This is a genomic window from Mariniflexile sp. HNIBRBA6329 (assembly GCF_043558645.1).
In the GTDB taxonomy this organism is placed as follows: domain Bacteria; phylum Bacteroidota; class Bacteroidia; order Flavobacteriales; family Flavobacteriaceae; genus Mariniflexile.
In genome coordinates this window covers 218,433-235,324 of record NZ_JBIFXS010000003.1, presented here as the reverse complement: position 1 = coordinate 235,324, position 16,892 = coordinate 218,433, and the positions used below count along the sequence as shown (strand labels likewise).

General features: G+C 34.1%; 8 protein-coding genes. All 8 read left to right on the top strand.

The genetic code is table 11. The features are described from left to right. Nucleotides 1-2: 2 nt before the first annotated feature. The 8 genes from ACGK9U_RS05650 to ACGK9U_RS05615 all read left to right on the top strand — a co-directional run bounded on the left by ACGK9U_RS05650 (nt 3) and on the right by ACGK9U_RS05615 (nt 16,820). Nucleotides 3-2,285, top strand: a complete 2,283-nt coding sequence (locus ACGK9U_RS05650; protein ID WP_394465393.1) for a GH92 family glycosyl hydrolase — start codon at nt 3-5, stop codon at nt 2,283-2,285. 139 nt (nt 2,286-2,424) lie between these two features. Further along, nucleotides 2,425-2,859, top strand: a complete 435-nt coding sequence (locus ACGK9U_RS05645) for a hypothetical protein (RefSeq protein ID WP_394465392.1) — start codon at nt 2,425-2,427, stop codon at nt 2,857-2,859. Between the two features lie 106 nt (nt 2,860-2,965). Continuing rightward, a complete protein-coding gene (locus tag ACGK9U_RS05640) occupies nt 2,966-4,582 on the top strand; it encodes an alpha-L-fucosidase (RefSeq protein WP_394465391.1) in 1,617 nt (538 codons plus the stop codon). 106 nt (nt 4,583-4,688) lie between these two features. Beyond that, a complete protein-coding gene (locus tag ACGK9U_RS05635; protein WP_394465390.1) occupies nt 4,689-5,768 on the top strand; it encodes a phosphatidylinositol-specific phospholipase C1-like protein in 1,080 nt (359 codons plus the stop codon). Further along, nucleotides 5,761-8,727, top strand: coding sequence for a glycosyl hydrolase 115 family protein (locus ACGK9U_RS05630; RefSeq protein ID WP_394465389.1), 2,967 nt, complete (start codon nt 5,761-5,763; stop codon nt 8,725-8,727). The genes ACGK9U_RS05635 and ACGK9U_RS05630 overlap by 8 nt, the downstream gene beginning before the upstream one ends. Nucleotides 8,728-8,749: 22 nt before the next feature. After that, the gene (locus ACGK9U_RS05625) at nt 8,750-10,768 is read left to right on the top strand and encodes a glycoside hydrolase family 2 protein (protein WP_394465388.1); all 2,019 of its coding nucleotides are present in this window, start codon (nt 8,750-8,752) and stop codon (nt 10,766-10,768) included. 141 nt (nt 10,769-10,909) lie between these two features. Beyond that, complete coding sequence (locus ACGK9U_RS05620; protein WP_394465571.1) at nt 10,910-12,733, top strand: metallophosphoesterase; 1,824 nt, start codon at nt 10,910-10,912, stop codon at nt 12,731-12,733. A gap of 55 nt (nt 12,734-12,788) precedes the next feature. Further along, a complete protein-coding gene (locus tag ACGK9U_RS05615) occupies nt 12,789-16,820 on the top strand; it encodes a two-component regulator propeller domain-containing protein (RefSeq protein ID WP_394465387.1) in 4,032 nt (1,343 codons plus the stop codon). Nucleotides 16,821-16,892 lie beyond the last annotated feature (72 nt).

Genomic DNA, 16,892 nt, shown 5'->3' with positions numbered 1-16,892 from the left:
CAATGAAATTAAAGATTAAACACCTTATTATTCTGGGAATATCATTATGCTTTGTTGTACAGATCAATGCTCAAGATGAGTTGCACAGGTATGTAGATCCCATGATTGGATCCGAAGGAGACGGACGCGTATTTATCGGTCCTTCATGTCCCTTCGGAATGGTAAAACCAAGTCCAGATTGTACGGTGAGTCCGAATAGTGGTTGGTTGCCCATGCCAAAAGAAGTAACCGGCTTTAGTCAAGTGCATGTTAGTGGCACTGGCGGCGGACCAAAATACGGAAACATTCAAATCATGCCATTTTCCGATGAATTAAATAAGATTGACCAAACCTCATTTAGACAAGAAGAAAAGGTAAAACTGGGATACTATGAAACTGTTTTTAAGGAAAATCAAATAAAAACAGAAATAACCACAGGAGAAAAAGTATCATTTTATCGCATAACATATCCTGAAACTGCCACTAAGGAATTGAAGATTGATCCAGGTTTCTTTTTAGGAGAACCAAAGGAGCCAAATCCAGATGCTAGAGAAGCCCAGCAATTTGTGGGGTCTCAAATTGAAGTGGTTTCAAAAACAGAAGTTAGAGGCTATAGCCGAATTAGAGGCGGCTGGAATAACGGTCGTGCCTACACCGTTTATTTTTGGGCCGTTTTTGATCAGCCCATTGCAAAATATGTGACTTGGAAAGATGGAAAATTATTCACAAATAAACCTGCACAATTTGATTCTGGAAAAAAAACAGGCGCCTTACTGTCTTTTGGAAAAGAAGGCAAACAAGAACTCAATGTTAAAATAGGCATCTCGTTTTTAAGTTCGTTAAAAGCAAAAAATAATATAGAAAAAGAGATTCCGCATTGGGATTTTAATGTCGTTTTGTTAGCGTTAGAAAATAAATGGGAACACTTGTTAAGCCGTATCACACTATCGCCAGATACTTCGGAAGATTATAAAAAAATGTTCTATACAGGCTTATATCACACTATGATAATGCCTGTTGATAGAACTGGAGAAAACCCTTTATGGACCAATGATGAACCGTATTACGATGATTTTTATTGTATTTGGGACACGTTTAGAACCTCTAGTCCGTTAATCACACTTATAGATCCAGACCGGGAAGTTGAAATTATTAACGCGATGTTGAATATTTATAAGCGTGATGGCTATTTGCCGGAAGGCAGGAGCGGAAATGAAAACGGGCGTACACAAGGAGGCTCTAATGCTGAAACAGTCATTGCCGATGCCTTTGTTAAGAATTTAAAAGGAATAGATTATGAATTGGCACTAAAAGCCATGCTAAAAGACGCTGAGGTACCTCCGGGAGGTAATGAAGAAAAAGAAGGACGTGGCGGATTAGTCGATTATTTGCGATTGGGGTATATTCCTTATGGTATAGATAGAGCAGGAAACAGAACTATTGATTATGCTTATAATGATTACAATATAGCTACAGTAGCCAAGGGTTTAAATCATAAGAATATTTACGATAGATATATAAAACAAGCTGATAATTGGAAAAATTTATGGCGTGCAGATTATGAGAATAATGGTTCTAAAGGATTTATTATGCCCAAAGATGCTTCAGGAAATTGGTTAGATGATGTGGTTTTTGGTGAATCAAAAATTCAGAAACCAACTTTTAAATATACTCCAACAATTACAGAATCTCCTTGGTATGTTTGCCACTGGTGTGTGTTTTTTTATGAAGGGACGTCTTGGGAATATTCTTTAAGCATCCCTCATGATATTCCTGAGGTTATCAAGCGAACTGGAGGTAATGTAGCTTTTAAAAACAGATTGGATACTTTTTTTGATAACGAATTGTATGATGTTTCAAATGAGCCTTCGTTTTTAACACCTACGATGTATCATTGGATTGGTCGTCCAGACTTAAGCAGTGATAGGATACGTACTATCATCAAAAATAATTTCAATAGTTCGCCAAAGGGTTTGCCTGGTAACGACGACTCTGGAGCCATGTCTTCTTGGTTGGCTTTTCACATGATGGGATTGTATCCCAATGCTGGTCAGCCATATTATTTAATAAATACACCTTTAATTAAAGAAACCACTTTGAAATTAGAAGGCGACAAGACTTTTAAAATTTCGACTAAAAATATGAGTGATAAAAGAAAGTATATTAAATCGGCCTCTTTAAACGGTAAGCCTTACGATAAATCGTGGATTTTACATAAAGATATCGTTAATGGTGGTGAACTCATTTTAGAAATGTCATCGAAACCATCAACTTGGGGAACCACTATTTTACCACCATCAAAATAATTAGGATATGAAAAACATAATTATAGTCATCATTTTATGTGCGATCAACCAGATCAGTTTAGCACAAAATAACATACCATCAATTAAAGATCATACAACTTTAAATTATATCTGTAAGCTGCATGGCCAAACAAGAACCTTGTCCCTTAAGAAACAAATAGTTTCAGATACTTTAGTGTTTCATTTAGAAACACGAGGCGTAAAAAGCAGTATTAAAATGACGCCAGAAGCTGTTAAAAGAGGAACTGAACTGAGTTTTAATCAAGGTGAAAATACACCTGTTATCGTATTGAAACCATTGGAAACGTTCTTTATCATTTCTAAGTCTTCTTACCAAGATTTATTAAAAAACAATCAATTTGTTTATAATAATACAACCTATGTATTGGATAAAAGTGAAAAAACGGATCCTGTGATTATTGACGGCATAGCCCTATCAACTTTGCACGTGGTAGCACAAATTGATAACACGGAAATGTGGATTTTACAAAATCCTGATTTTCCATTGCTTTGTAAAGTAACCAATAATCCATTGGGGATAAATTTTACGCTCACTGACATGGTTAGTGAATGAAGTTATCAATATTTATAAAAAGAAAAGAAAGAAGCGATTATTTTAAAAGAAGTAACTCGTGTTAATTTAAATGTAAAACAAGGTATCATAAAATAATAAATTATAAATGAAGGTTTTAATTAATTTAGTATTGGTATTTATTAGTGTTTGTACATACGCTCAAGGTATAAAAGAAAAAATGCAAACTGGTAAGTTTGAACCTAACTGGGAATCACTCAAGCAATATGAAATACCAGAGTGGTTTCGAGATGCAAAATTTGGTATTTGGGCACATTGGGGACCGCAATGTGAACCAGAACAAGGCGATTGGTATGGTCGTAATATGTATATGGAAGGGGAAAAACAATATGAATCTCATTTAAAACAATATGGACACCCATCAGAATTTGGTTTTAAAGATGTGATACATGAGTGGAAAGCAGAAAAATGGGATCCCGAAAAATTAGTGGCGTTATACAAGCGTGCAGGCGCCAAATATTTTTTTGCCATGGGTAATCACCATGACAATTTAGATTTATGGGATAGCAAATATCAAGAATGGAATTCGGTTGCTCTTGGTCCTCAAAAAAACATTTTAGAAGGGTGGTCTAAAGCTGCAAAAAATAATGGATTACCATTTGGTGTGAGCATTCACTCTGCCCATGCGTGGACTTGGTATGAAACGTCACAGAAATCAGATAAAGAAGGAGAATATGCAGGGATATCTTATGATGGTAAATTGACAAAGGAAAATGGTATAGGTACATGGTGGGAAGGATTAGACCCTCAAAAATTGTATGCTCAAAACCACTCATTAAGTGCCGGAAGTGAAGGGGAAGTTGTTACAGGAGATCAGTGGGGCTGGGAAAATGGTGCTTCTATTCCATCAGAAGACTACTGTCTTAATTTTTACAATCGTACAGTTGACATGATAAATAAATTTTCCCCGGATTTAATCTATTTTGATGATACGGTACTTCCATTGTGGCCTATAAGCGATGTTGGATTAGAGGTCGCTACACATTATTACAACTCTAATATTGAATTAAATAAGGGGAAACTTGAAGGTGTAATTTTTGGTAAAATTTTAAACGAAGACCAAAAAGAGGCTTTAGTTTGGGATGTAGAGCGTGGCGCTCCAGATGCTATTCAGGAAAAGGCATGGCAATCTTGTACATGTATTGGTAATTGGCATTATAAAAGAGATATCTATAATAACAACGGCTATAAATCGGCCAAAACGGTGCTGCAAATTTTAGTCGATATCGTTAGTAAAAATGGGAATCTTCTTTTAAATGTTCCTGTTAGAGGTGATGGTACCATAGACGAAAAAGAATTAAAAGTAGTAGAAGATATTACAGCATGGATGGCTATTAATAGCGAAGGTATTTATGAAACGCGTCCTTGGCATATTTATGGTGAGGGACCAAAAGTAGACAAAGCAAACCCACTCAAGGCGCAGGGTTTTAATGAAGGAAAAGGAGATGCATACACCTCTCAAGATATTCGCTTTACAAAAAAAGGAGATGTGCTTTATGCAGTAATCATGGAATGGCCTGAAAATAATCTGGATGTATTAATTAAATCTTTATCAACGAAGAGTCCTTATTATAATAAAAAATATAAAACGGTAAAAATGTTGGGAGGCAATCTTAGTTCTTACAAGTTTAATAATAAAGGGTTGCATGTTCAGTTTAAAGAAGGGCACCATAAAGTGGCTCCTATTGTACTTAAGATTTATTAATTATAGTTTAAGAATTAACCATGATAACCATCAGATTTAAACTTAATCAATTTGATTTTAGGCCCACTTTTGTTTTTGATGATAAAAAAATCGAAATCAGTAATTAATGAGTTGGACGACACTAAAAAACTATCTTTTTCAAATTATAATAGCGATAGCTAGTTATAGTTGTAATAATAGTGATGTACATTTAAATGATATACAAGTTATAGGCAGTCATAATTCTTATAAAATAGCCATAGAAAAGCCGTTATTCAATTATATATTTCAATTAGATTCTTCTCGAGCAAAATCGTTGCAATACACACATATACCATTAGAGGAACAATTAGATTTAGGTTTGAGAAATTTAGAATTAGATGTGTTTTATGATCCCAATGGCGGTTATTATTCAAATCCTAAAGGCTTAGAAATAGTCAAAGCCATGGGTGAAGAACCTCAGGTTTTTGATAACGAACAGAAACTAAAGGAGCCAGGTTTAAAAATGTTTCATATTCAGGATATTGATTTTAGAAGTCACTATTTGTTGTTTAAAGATGGGTTGAAAGCTTTAAAACAATGGTCGGATCTTAATCCGAATCATACCCCGATTTTCATATTGATGAATACAAAAGATCAAGTCGTTGAAAATTTGCGTAAGCCATTACCTTTTTCAGCAACAGCTTTAAGTAGTATTGATACAGAGATTACAAGTGTATTTCCTCAAAGGCAATTAATTACTCCCGATTTGGTTCGAGGTAATTTTGAAACATTAGAGGAAGCGATTCTTAAAAAAGGCTGGCCTAAATTGGGTGACTTAAAAGGACGTTTTCTGTTTGTGCTCGACGAGAAAAGCAATAAAATTAATAGCTATTTGGAAGGTCATGCATCTTTAAAAAACAGAATTTTATTCGTAAACAGCGAAGAAGGCCATCCAGAAGCAGCCTTTAGAATATTGAATGACCCTATTAATGATTTTGAACATATAAAGGAATTAGTGAATAAGGGATATATGGTTCGGACACGAGCAGATTCGGGTACTAAAGAAGCGAGAAGTAACGATTATACACCTTTTGAAAAAGCCAAAGCTTCTGGCGCACAAATAATTTCAACGGACTATTATGTGCCATCTACGTTATTTCAATCAGATTTTAAAGTGTCTTTTGGTAATAATACTTATGAAAGAATAAAAAGTAATCATGAATAAATTAAAGATTTTCAACCTTCTATTTTTATTGCAAATAGCCATTGTAAAGGCACAAAGCACCACAGATTTTCCAATTGTAAAAGAAGGTGTATTAAGCAAGATTATTATTGATAAAAAGGATGCAAAAGTGGTTGAAATTGCTGCGAAAATGTTAGCAAATGATATAAAAAACATCACAGGTAAAACTATTAATGTGTCTAACCATTTAGGTTCTAACATCATTCTTGCTGGAACCATCGGTAATAATAAGCGTATTGACCAGCTCATTAAATCCAACCAAATAGATGTTTCTAATATTGAAAATACGTGGGAGCAGTTTAGTATTCAGGTTGTTAAAAATCCTTTTAAGGGCGTAAACCAAGCTTTGGTAATCGTTGGCTCAGACAGGCGAGCAACAGCCTATGGATTACTACAAATATCAAGAATGATGGGAGTTTCACCATGGGAATGGTGGGCAGATGTTACGCCAACGAAACAAAATGAGATGGTTATCACTATTGAAAATAAAGACTATAACGGGCCATCTGTGAAATACAGAGGCGTATTTTTAAATGATGAAGACTGGGGCTTGCAACGCTGGGCTGCTTTAAATTTTGAACCGGAAACAGGTGATATTGGCCCAAAAACCTATGCTAAAATTTTTGAATTATTACTACGCTTAAGAGCCAATACCATTTGGCCAGCTATGCATTCTAGTACCAAACCATTTTATTCATACCCGAAAAACAAAGAGGTTGCAGATGATTATGCTATTGTTATTGGCACATCGCATGCAGAACCCATGTTGAGTAATATCAATACAGAATGGAATCATAAAACAATGGGAGAATATCGCTATGATACCAACTCGGAGGTTATAAAAAACCTGTTTACTAAACGTGTTAAGGAAGCTGGTAAGTATGAAAATATTTATACAACAGGCATGCGCGGTGAGCATGATTCGCCTATGATTGTTGGAGAAGATGATACCGATCAACAAGTAAAATTGCTAGAACATATTATTGCCGACCAAAGAGCTATTTTAAAGAAGGAAACAAAAAAAGATCCTAAAAAGATATCTCAAGCCTTTGTGCCTTACAAAGAAGTGTTGACGTATTATCAAGAAGGATTAAAACTTCCAGAAGATATAACGCTGGTTTGGACCGATGATAATTACGGTTATATAAGACAGCTAAGTAATCCTGAAGAGCAAAAACGTTCTGGTGGTGCTGGCGTGTATTATCACACATCGTATTGGGGGCGTCCGCACGATTATTTATGGCTTAACTCTACCAATCCTGTTTTAATGTGGGAAGAAATGTCTAAGGCCTACGAGTTTCAGTCACGTGATTTATGGATTCTAAATTGTGGAGATATAAAACCACACGAATATAATATCGAATTGTTTCTTGATATGGCTTGGAATATGGATGCTTTTCAAAAAAGTAACGCTGTTAAAAACCATATGAAAGCGTGGAATGCCAGTGCATTTGGAAACGATTATGCTAGTGAGATTACCGATATCATGTTTGAAAATAATCGGCTTGCTTTTATCAGACGTCCCGAGTTCATGGCTTGGAGTCAGGTGGAACCTGTCACCAAAGCAGGTGTCACAGAACTCACACAGTTTCATTATGGTGATGAAGTTGAAAAACGAATACAAGCGTATGATGCCATTGAAACCAAAGTAGAAGCTATGTATTCAAACATTTCTGCGAATCGTAAAGATGCTTTTTACCAATTGGTTTATTATCCTGTGATAGCGGCTTCAAAAATAAATCAAAAATGGTTGTATCATTTCAAAAATGATTTTGATGCGAAGCAAGGTAAAATCAGTGCTAATTATTATGCTGAGCAATCTGCCAATGCATTTAACCGTATTCAAAAAGAAACCAAATACTATAATGAAGACTTACAGCAAGGGAAGTGGAATCATATCATGACGATGCAACCCAGGTTTCTGCCTGTTTTTAGTAAACCTTCAAATGTTTTTGTTAAACCAAAAGAGAATGCGACGTTAGGATTGGCATTGGAAGGTTACGAAATGGAAGTAAACCATGATATTGTTAATAGTTTTGCTGATGTTTTGCCTGTTTTCAATAGTTATACAGATAATCATTATTTTATAGATGCATATTTAAAAGAATTAGGTGATGTAGCCTGGAAAGCAGTCCCTAAAGCCGATTGGATTAAAGTTTCCGAAGATCAAGGTACCTTGAGCAGTGATTCCGGAAATTCCAAAAAGCGTTTATGGGTAAGTATCGATTGGGATAAAGTACCGCAAGGAGAGAATAAAAAAGAAGCACCTTTGGGTCATGATTTTCAGTTAATTCCTCCAAGTTATAAAGTAAACAGCGAAATAGATTTTGTAACTCAAGATACTACTATTACTATTGGTGTTTCAGCTTATAATCCAAAATTTAAGGCTTTAGAAAATTATTCAGGATTTGTAGAAGACAAAGGTTTTGTCTCTATACATGCCGAAAATTTTTCTCGTAACAAAGCTGGAAAAGAAGCCAAGTGGGAGGTGTTTGATGGAGTAGGTTATACAGGGAAAGTGATTGCAGCTTTGCCCAGAAGTGCAGATTCCGAAACCGATTTAAAATTAATTCAGGAAAATAGTCCGATGCTAGAATATGATTTTTACACCTTTAATTTTGGTGAGGCTGATGTGAGATTACAAGCTATTCCCTCACATGCCGATTTTGAGGAACGCGGCGTGCGTTGTGCTGTAGCCATTGATGATGCAGAACCTGTAATTGTTGATTTTCAAACGTTTGGAAGAAGTGGGCAATGGATGCAAAATGTACTTAAAAACGCTAGTGTACAATCTGTAAAACAAATTGTAAATAAGGCAGGAAAACATATACTGAAAATTTGGATGATAGATTCTGGAGTTATGTTAGATCAAGTGCTGATTGATTTGGGAGGATGGAAATCCAGTTATGCGTTTCCAAAAGAAACAAAACTTAATGATTAAATAATTTAATTAATGATAAATAATGAAAAGTAAAATTTTAAAGTTGACTGTTTTAGTATTTAGTGTGTTGTTGTTTACAAACTGTAAAGATCAATCTGATTTAAAATCGTTGAATCAAGAACCTAAAATAACACACATGTCACTTGATGGCACTTGGAGATTTGCTATAGACTCAACAGATTTAGGTTTAAATGGTCATTGGGAACATGCTATTCCTGACCAATTATCACACGAGGTACAAGTGCCTCATACTTGGAATATTGAAACTGGTACCGAAGCCTATACAGGATTGGCATGGTATCAAAAGGATATTGAATTACCAAAAGATTGGAAAGGTAAAAGTGTGCGAATAATATTTGAAGCCGTTTATCATGATGCTATTGTTTATGTAAATGGTAAAAAGGCAGGAGAACACCTGAATGCAGGATATACACCTTTTACAATAGATATCACCAATTTTGTTTCTTTCGAGAAAACAAACACGGTTGTAGTCTCTGTTAATAATGAATTTTCTGAAAACAACTTACCATATGAAAAGTCGTTTGATTGGGTCAATGACGGTGGAATTATTCGATCGGTATCGATAGAATCAACTGGGAAGCCATCTTTTCAATTCGTACATGTTGATCCGGAAATCAATCTAACAGACAGTACAGGAGTTATCAAAACGACCATTAAGTTATGGGAAAAGGATGTTGATAAGGTAAAACTGGAATTTACTATAACGGACAAGCAATCAGATAAAATTATTAAAGCCATTACACAAGAATTGACAGTAAATAATGGGTATTGCTCCACATATATTCCGTTAGGAAAAATAAAACCATGGCATTTTGATGCTCCAAATCTTTATGAAATGGAAAGCTCTATCAAAACGGAGCAAGGTATTTCAGATAATAAGATGGCTGTTTTTGGTTTTAAAAAGGTTGAAATTAGAGGCGAACAATTTTATTTAAATGGTGAACCTGTGAGGTTGCCAGGGATAGAATATATGCCAGGAAGCAATCCAAAATATGGAATAGCAGAACCACATAGTTATATGGATTCTATAGTGCGTTCTATGAAAGACTTAAATGTATGTATTACACGTTTTCATTGGCAACAAGATGATTATATGCTCAGTTTGTTGGATAAATATGGTATTTTGGTTCAAGAAGAATTGCCCTGGTGGCAAAACCCAAAAAGATTAACACCCAAACTTGTTAACACCGCCCACAAACAATTAAATGATATGATAGAGGCACACTACAATCATCCGAGTGTTTTTTCATGGGGCATTAGCAACGAAATAAATGGTGATACAGATAAAAAGACCTATTTAGAACTGCGCGATTTTGTTAAATCTAAAGATTCATCCAGGTTTGTAACCATTATTTCTAATCGTATTTGGGAAAAACAAGAAAATGATGAAACATTGCTTTGCGATATACCTACTTGGAATGAATATATTGGTACTTGGCATGGAAAAGATCGAAATGAATTGCCAAATAAATTTGATGTAGTTAAAAACGCCATTGGAAAAAGACCGTTACTTATAACAGAAAACGGCTTGTGTGAACCAGCAAATTCTGGAGGCGATACGCGTAGAATTGATGATATGCTTTTTCATATTAAAGAATGGAGCAGCCATCCTTATGTTATGGGTTATATTTATTTTTGTTTGAATGATTATCGTACTCAAATGGGGGAAGAAGGTTTTGGTAAATTTAAAATTAGAAGACACGGTATTACAGATGTTGCCTTAAACCCAAAGCCATCTTACTATGTTTTAAAACAATTAGCGTCTCCAATAGACATTACTAAAGTAGAAAGAATGGATGATTCCACAGCAAGAATAGAAATTAAAGTCAAGAATAGTATCCCTTCTTATACAGTTAGGGGGTATAAGTTGCAATATCAAACAAGTGATGATAAGCCGATAGAAATAAATTTACCCATTTTAAAATCGGGAGAAGTTTTTGCCACCGATTTAAACCATATAAACCCAAGGTTCGCATTTCAAATTGTAAGACCTGGCGGATTCATGGTAATAGAATATTAAATAAAGTAATAATTATTAAGAGCGTTTTAAGTTTTTTAACATTTGTCTTTTTGTTTTATTAAGTTTGATTTTTTCATCATGGTATCAAACAAAGAAACCAGAAGCTTATCGTCCATTACGAACCAAGAATAAACTACTTTGATGGTTAGAATATCATTTATCATATTGTTTTTTTTAAGTGCATGTGAAACAAGGCAGGCAAATGATGTAGAAAACGTCAAAATAGCCTTTATTGCCGATGTGCATTTTTCAGATATTTTTGGCACATTTCAAGATAATGATTATAAAGGAATTCCAAATCCCGTAACGGGTGAGTATGCCAATATTAGAACCATGAGTTCGCAATTGCAATCCACCCGGATTTTCAATGAAAATTATTTTGCGTTTATAGCGACATTAGAAGATATTTCTAAAAAGGGAATAAAAATAGTGGCGTTGCCAGGTGATTTTAGTGATGATGGACAACCTGTGCATTTAAGAGGTTTGAAACGCATTTTGAATGCATATACAGTAAAGCATGGCATGTCATTTTTTGTTACCACAGGAAATCATGATGCGGTAAGACCTTTTTCCCAAGATACTAACAAAACTGATTTTTTGGGAAAAGGCGGCAAAGAACAAATCATTACAAGTTCAAAAGCTAAATTAACGCTCGGAGAAGACGAGTTGGAACCCATTGTTACCTCAGATATCAAGAACTGGGGCTATAAAGAAATGACGCAGGAAATGGCTGATTTCGGATTCTTTCCCCAAAAAGAATATGTGTACTGGGAAACCCCTTTTTCCAATGATGCTTATGAGGATTATACGTTTAATAAAGCCTTAAAAGAAGCGTCATTGGATAAAAGAACGTATGCTATCAAAAACACCCCTCTGTTTCTTCCGGATGTGAGTTATTTGGTCGAACCGGTAAAGGGAATTTGGTTGTTGGCTATCGATGCCAATGCTTACGTTCCTGTTGAAAAATTATCAGGAGATGTGGATAATCCAAAAGACTTTTCGGGGGCAAGCATAGGGTATAATAATGTGTTTTTATATAAAAGCCATCTGGTTGATTGGGTGAAAAAAGTTTCGGCTCAAGCCAAGGAAAAAGGGAAGCTATTAATTGCTTTTAGTCATTACCCTATGATCGATTTTAATGATGATGCTTCTGCAGAAATGGCATCACTTTTTGGGGGCAATAAAATACAACTCCAAAGAGTCCCAAATGAAGATGTAGCCAAAACATTTGCCGATGCAGGCATTCAAATTCATTTTGGTGGACACATGCATATTAATGATACAGGTGTTAGGGCAACAGAAAAAGGCAATACCTTGTTTAATATTCAAACGCCATCGTTAGCAGCTTATATGCCTGCCTATAAAATACTTACTATTCGTTCTTCTTCAGAAGTTGAGGTAGAAACAGTCGTTGTGGATTCCGTTGCTAAATTTGATAATCTTTTCCCCTTTTATGAAAAAGAATATGCCTATTTACAAGATTCGAAAGATTCAACTATTTGGAATAAAGACATACTTAAGTCTATAAATTATAAAGATTTTACAGCATGGCATTTAAAGGAATTGGTGCGACTTAGGTTTTTGCCAAAAGATTTCCCTGTTGAATTTTTAGAATCAATTGTTAAACTTTCGGGTAAAGATTTACTGTTATTAAATAAAAATGCTTTAGAAATTGAGACACAATTATTAGCTAATAATTTAACGATCCAAGATTTTGAATCATGGACAGGCTATGATATGATTTTTGATTATTACAGGTTGAGGTGTGCCGATGAATTAGCCGTTCCGGAGATTGGGACTAAAAGATTAAAACAATACCAAATGGTTTGTGGGCAGCTTGAAAAATCAAATAATGAAAATTTTGTTTTATGGTCTAAAATATTTTATAAAGCAACAAAAGGTCAGCCTTCAAATCATTTTAAAATAAACCTAAAGATAAACCAAATAGAACGTATAGCATCTTAATTAAGATGAAGTATAATTATTTTAAATTAGCAAATCACATAGTACAATTCAATTTATGAACAGACATGCATTCATTTTGCTTTTTTTCTTAATTAATTTTTGTGTTTCCAATTCGCAGAACATAAAATTTGAGCATTATAATGATGATAATGGGCTTTCCCATAATGCGGTAAGACATATTGTGCAAGACAAGCAAGGTTTTTTATGGTTAGGTACTTTTTCCGGACTTAATCGTTTTGATGGGTATCATTTCGCAAATTATTTAAGCTCTACTCAAGAAGAAAATAGTATATACAGTAATGATATAACGGCTTTGGAGTTGGACGAAAAATCCAATAATCTTTGGATTGGCACAAGAGTAGGGCTAACGTTATTAAAACTGGATACTCAAGAGTTTACCACTTTTTTGCCAGAAAAAAACAATCCAAACAGTTTGCCTGATGAAGAAATTCGTTCTGTTTATGTAGATAAATTTAATAGAATTTGGGTAGGCACTAAAAGCGCAGGTGTTTATTTGTTTTATAAAGAAGAAAATAAATTTGTAAAGGTTGATCTCCCAGGATTTAATTATGTCAAGAAAATTTATGAAGACAGTAAAGGGAATATTTGGATAGGGAGTTATGATACTGCTTCGGTTGCAAAGATTTCTTTGGATACCGCCGGGAATATTGTAGAATTAAGAACCTATACATTATCGATTCCAAATTCAAATAATATAAATCCCTATTTAAATTTTATATATGAAGATTTCAAGTCGGATATTTTTGTAGGTACTAGAGAAGGACTTTATAAGCTGGATAAAGCTTCTAATACTTTTATAAATATATATGTTAAAGACGATTTGCTTAGAGAAAAAATAGGACCTTATTTCGTATCAATAGCACGTGCTCCTGATGGTAAATTCTGGATTGGAACTTTAGGAGGGCTTTTAGTATGTGACCAATTGGAAGATATTGAAAAGGGTAAATTTCAATGGTATTATTCCATATTAACAGATAATACATCTTTAGTAGATAACTTGATTTCTGTTCTTTATTTTGACGCTTCAGGGGTTTTGTGGATTGGTACGGAAGACGGATTGGATAAGTATGATCCTTATGAAAACCAATTTAATATAAATAATGATATTGCTTCCTATACTGGCGACCAAATTCCTAGGGTTAGAGGGTTTGCTAAAACTTATGATGAAAAAATCATTGTAGCCACTTGGCATAATGGGCTTTTTATTTCTAAAGGAAAGACTTTCATTCCCTTACATAATGCTAAGATGGATATTTCGTGTATTTATTCTGAAGATGGTAACACCTTTTATTGCGGTTTATGGAATGGGGACATATTAGTTTACGATTACATAAAAAATACATCAAAAGTCGTTGATCCAGGTTTTGCGAATGCATCTGTTTCTACATTTTTAAAATTTAATGATAATACCTTGCTCGTGGGGTCTTTTGGTGAGGGTGTTGTTGTTTTGGATTCCAAAACGCTAATTCCAAAACGATCTAGTGGCAGATTGTTGCCCAATTTTGAAATTAATACCATAAGGAAAGTAGATAATGATTTGTGGCTTGCGACTGAAGGAGGTTTGGTAAGACATAATTTTGTTACAAAAGCCACGAAATTATTTAAGTATAATCCAGAAAAGAAGAATGGACTGCCACAAGACAATTTGAGTGATATTTTAATTGATTCAAATAAAAATGTTTGGGCGGCAACACGAAATGGAATGGCTGTTTACGTGCCAGAAAACGATGAATTTGAGCTCATTTCTGAACCGAAGGAATTACGCGGCAAATGGATTACGGATATGACTTTAGATGCCAATGATAATTTATGGTTGAACATAAATAACAATAGCATCGCAAAATATAATCCAACGCTAAAAACAGCCAATGTTTATCATGTAATGAGCGGTAATAGATTAGATGTATTTAGCTCGAAAGGGTTCTATAATTTTAATAATTCACGAATTTATGTGGGTGGTAAATACGGGGTCATTTATTTTTCGCCAGATAATATAAAAGACAATACCTATTCGCCAAAACCAATGATTACCGAATTTAAAATACAGAATAGGGAAATATTCCCAGGCATGGATATTAATGGGCAAGTGCCGCTTTTGAGGAATTTTAATTATACTAAAAAAGTAGCGCTAAGTTATGCAAATCGTAATTTTTCATTTCAGTTTTCAGCACCATCATTTACAAACGAAAGGCTTAATAAATTTCAATACATGTTGGAGGGGTTTGATGAGACTTGGATAACGACTAACAGCAATTCCAGAACTGTACAATATACAAATCTGTTTCCAGGCGATTATGTGTTTAAAGTAAAAGCAAGTAATAGTTACGGTTATTGGAGTGAGGTTGCTTCTTATCAAATAGAAATAACACCCCCTTTTTGGTTAACCCCACAAGCATTTATCTTATTCGCAGTTGTGTTTGTTTTAATCTTCTATTTTATAAGAAGAGAGATCAAAAATCGAATTAAATTAAAACAAGAGTTACTCACAGAGAAGGTAAATAGGGAACGAGATATTAAATTGAATAATGAAAAACTTAGGTTTTTTACCAATATATCACATGAATTAAGAACCCCATTAACACTTATTCTAGGACCTGCTAAACAGTTAATGGAAGAAGGAAAAGAAACTGCTACTGATTATCAAAAAAGCAGATTTAATCTTATTCATCAAAATGCCAGTCGGTTATTGACATTAGTAAACCAAGTGCTGGATTTTAGAAAAGCGCAGACAGGAGAGTTGAAACTTAAAGTTTCAAAAACAAATATTGTAGATTATTCCAGAAACATTTTTGAATCGTTTAAAGAACTGGCTTACAATAAGAAAATTCAGTTGAATTTTATTTCGGAAAATGAAAATATTGTGGGTTGGATAGACAACGACAAGTATGACAAAATCCTTTATAATCTGTTGTCAAATGCCTTAAAGTTTACAAATAAATATGGTAATGTAGACTTGTTTATTAGGTTAAAAAATGACAGTGAGGATTATTTAGTTATTGAAGTCATTGACGATGGTATCGGCATCCCATTAAAGAGTCAAGAAAAGATTTTTACGCGGTTTTATCAAGCCACTAATAGTAAAGAAAACAATACAGGCTCGGGTATTGGTTTGTCGTTGGTGAAATCATTAGTAGAACTTCATAAAGGAAAAATAAAAGTAAAGAGCGAGCCAAATAAAGGCAGTGAATTTATAGTTAGAATCCCTATAGCTCGCCATTTTTATAAAGACAAGGAGGTTTTTGAATATGATATTAAAGACATAAAAGAACCAATAATTCCAGTTTTACCGGCTAAGAAAATAATTCAAAGTACAGAGTTAAAGCAAAAAATATTAGTTATTGAAGACAATAATGAACTTAGAAAATATTTAGTTGACTATCTGTCTGATTATTATAAGGTTTACGAAGCAGAAAATGGAGAGGAAGGGTTGAAAATTTGCAGACAAATAAAACCCATTTTATGTGTCGCAGATGTGATGATGCCTGTAATGAATGGCCATGACTTTTGTAAAGAATTAAAAAGCGATGAGTTTATAAGTCATATTCCTGTTATTTTATTAACAGCACTTTCTGAAAATGAGGATAAGGTTAAAGGTTATGGTCTGGGCGCTGACGGATATTTAGTTAAACCTTTTGATCCATCGTTGTTAAAGACCGTCATAGAAAATGTCATAAAAACAAGGTTAGATTTAAAATCAAAATTCTCTGATGAAGTAGAAAGCGACATTGGTTTGTTAACACATTCTCCAATTGATGAAGAATTCATGGAAAAAGTGACTGCTTTAATAAATGATAATATGAGTGAGCCAGATCTATCAACAGAGTTTTTGTGTGATAAGTTAGGCGTAAGCTCTTCAAAACTTTACCGAAAAATTAAAGAATTAACCGATTTGGCTCCCAATGAATTTATTAGAACCGTTCGTTTAAAAAAATCAGCTCAACTTTTAAAAACAAAAAAATATAATGTTTCAGAAGTTACAAGTTTAGTTGGTTTTAATGATCCCTTATATTTTAGCAGATGTTTTAAAAAACAATTTGGTTTTCCTCCAAGTAAGTTGATTAATTAGTTTTTCTAGGCCAATAGAAAGGTTTGTCTCAATACATCCATGTTCTTGATGTATTCATCCATTTCCTTTAAT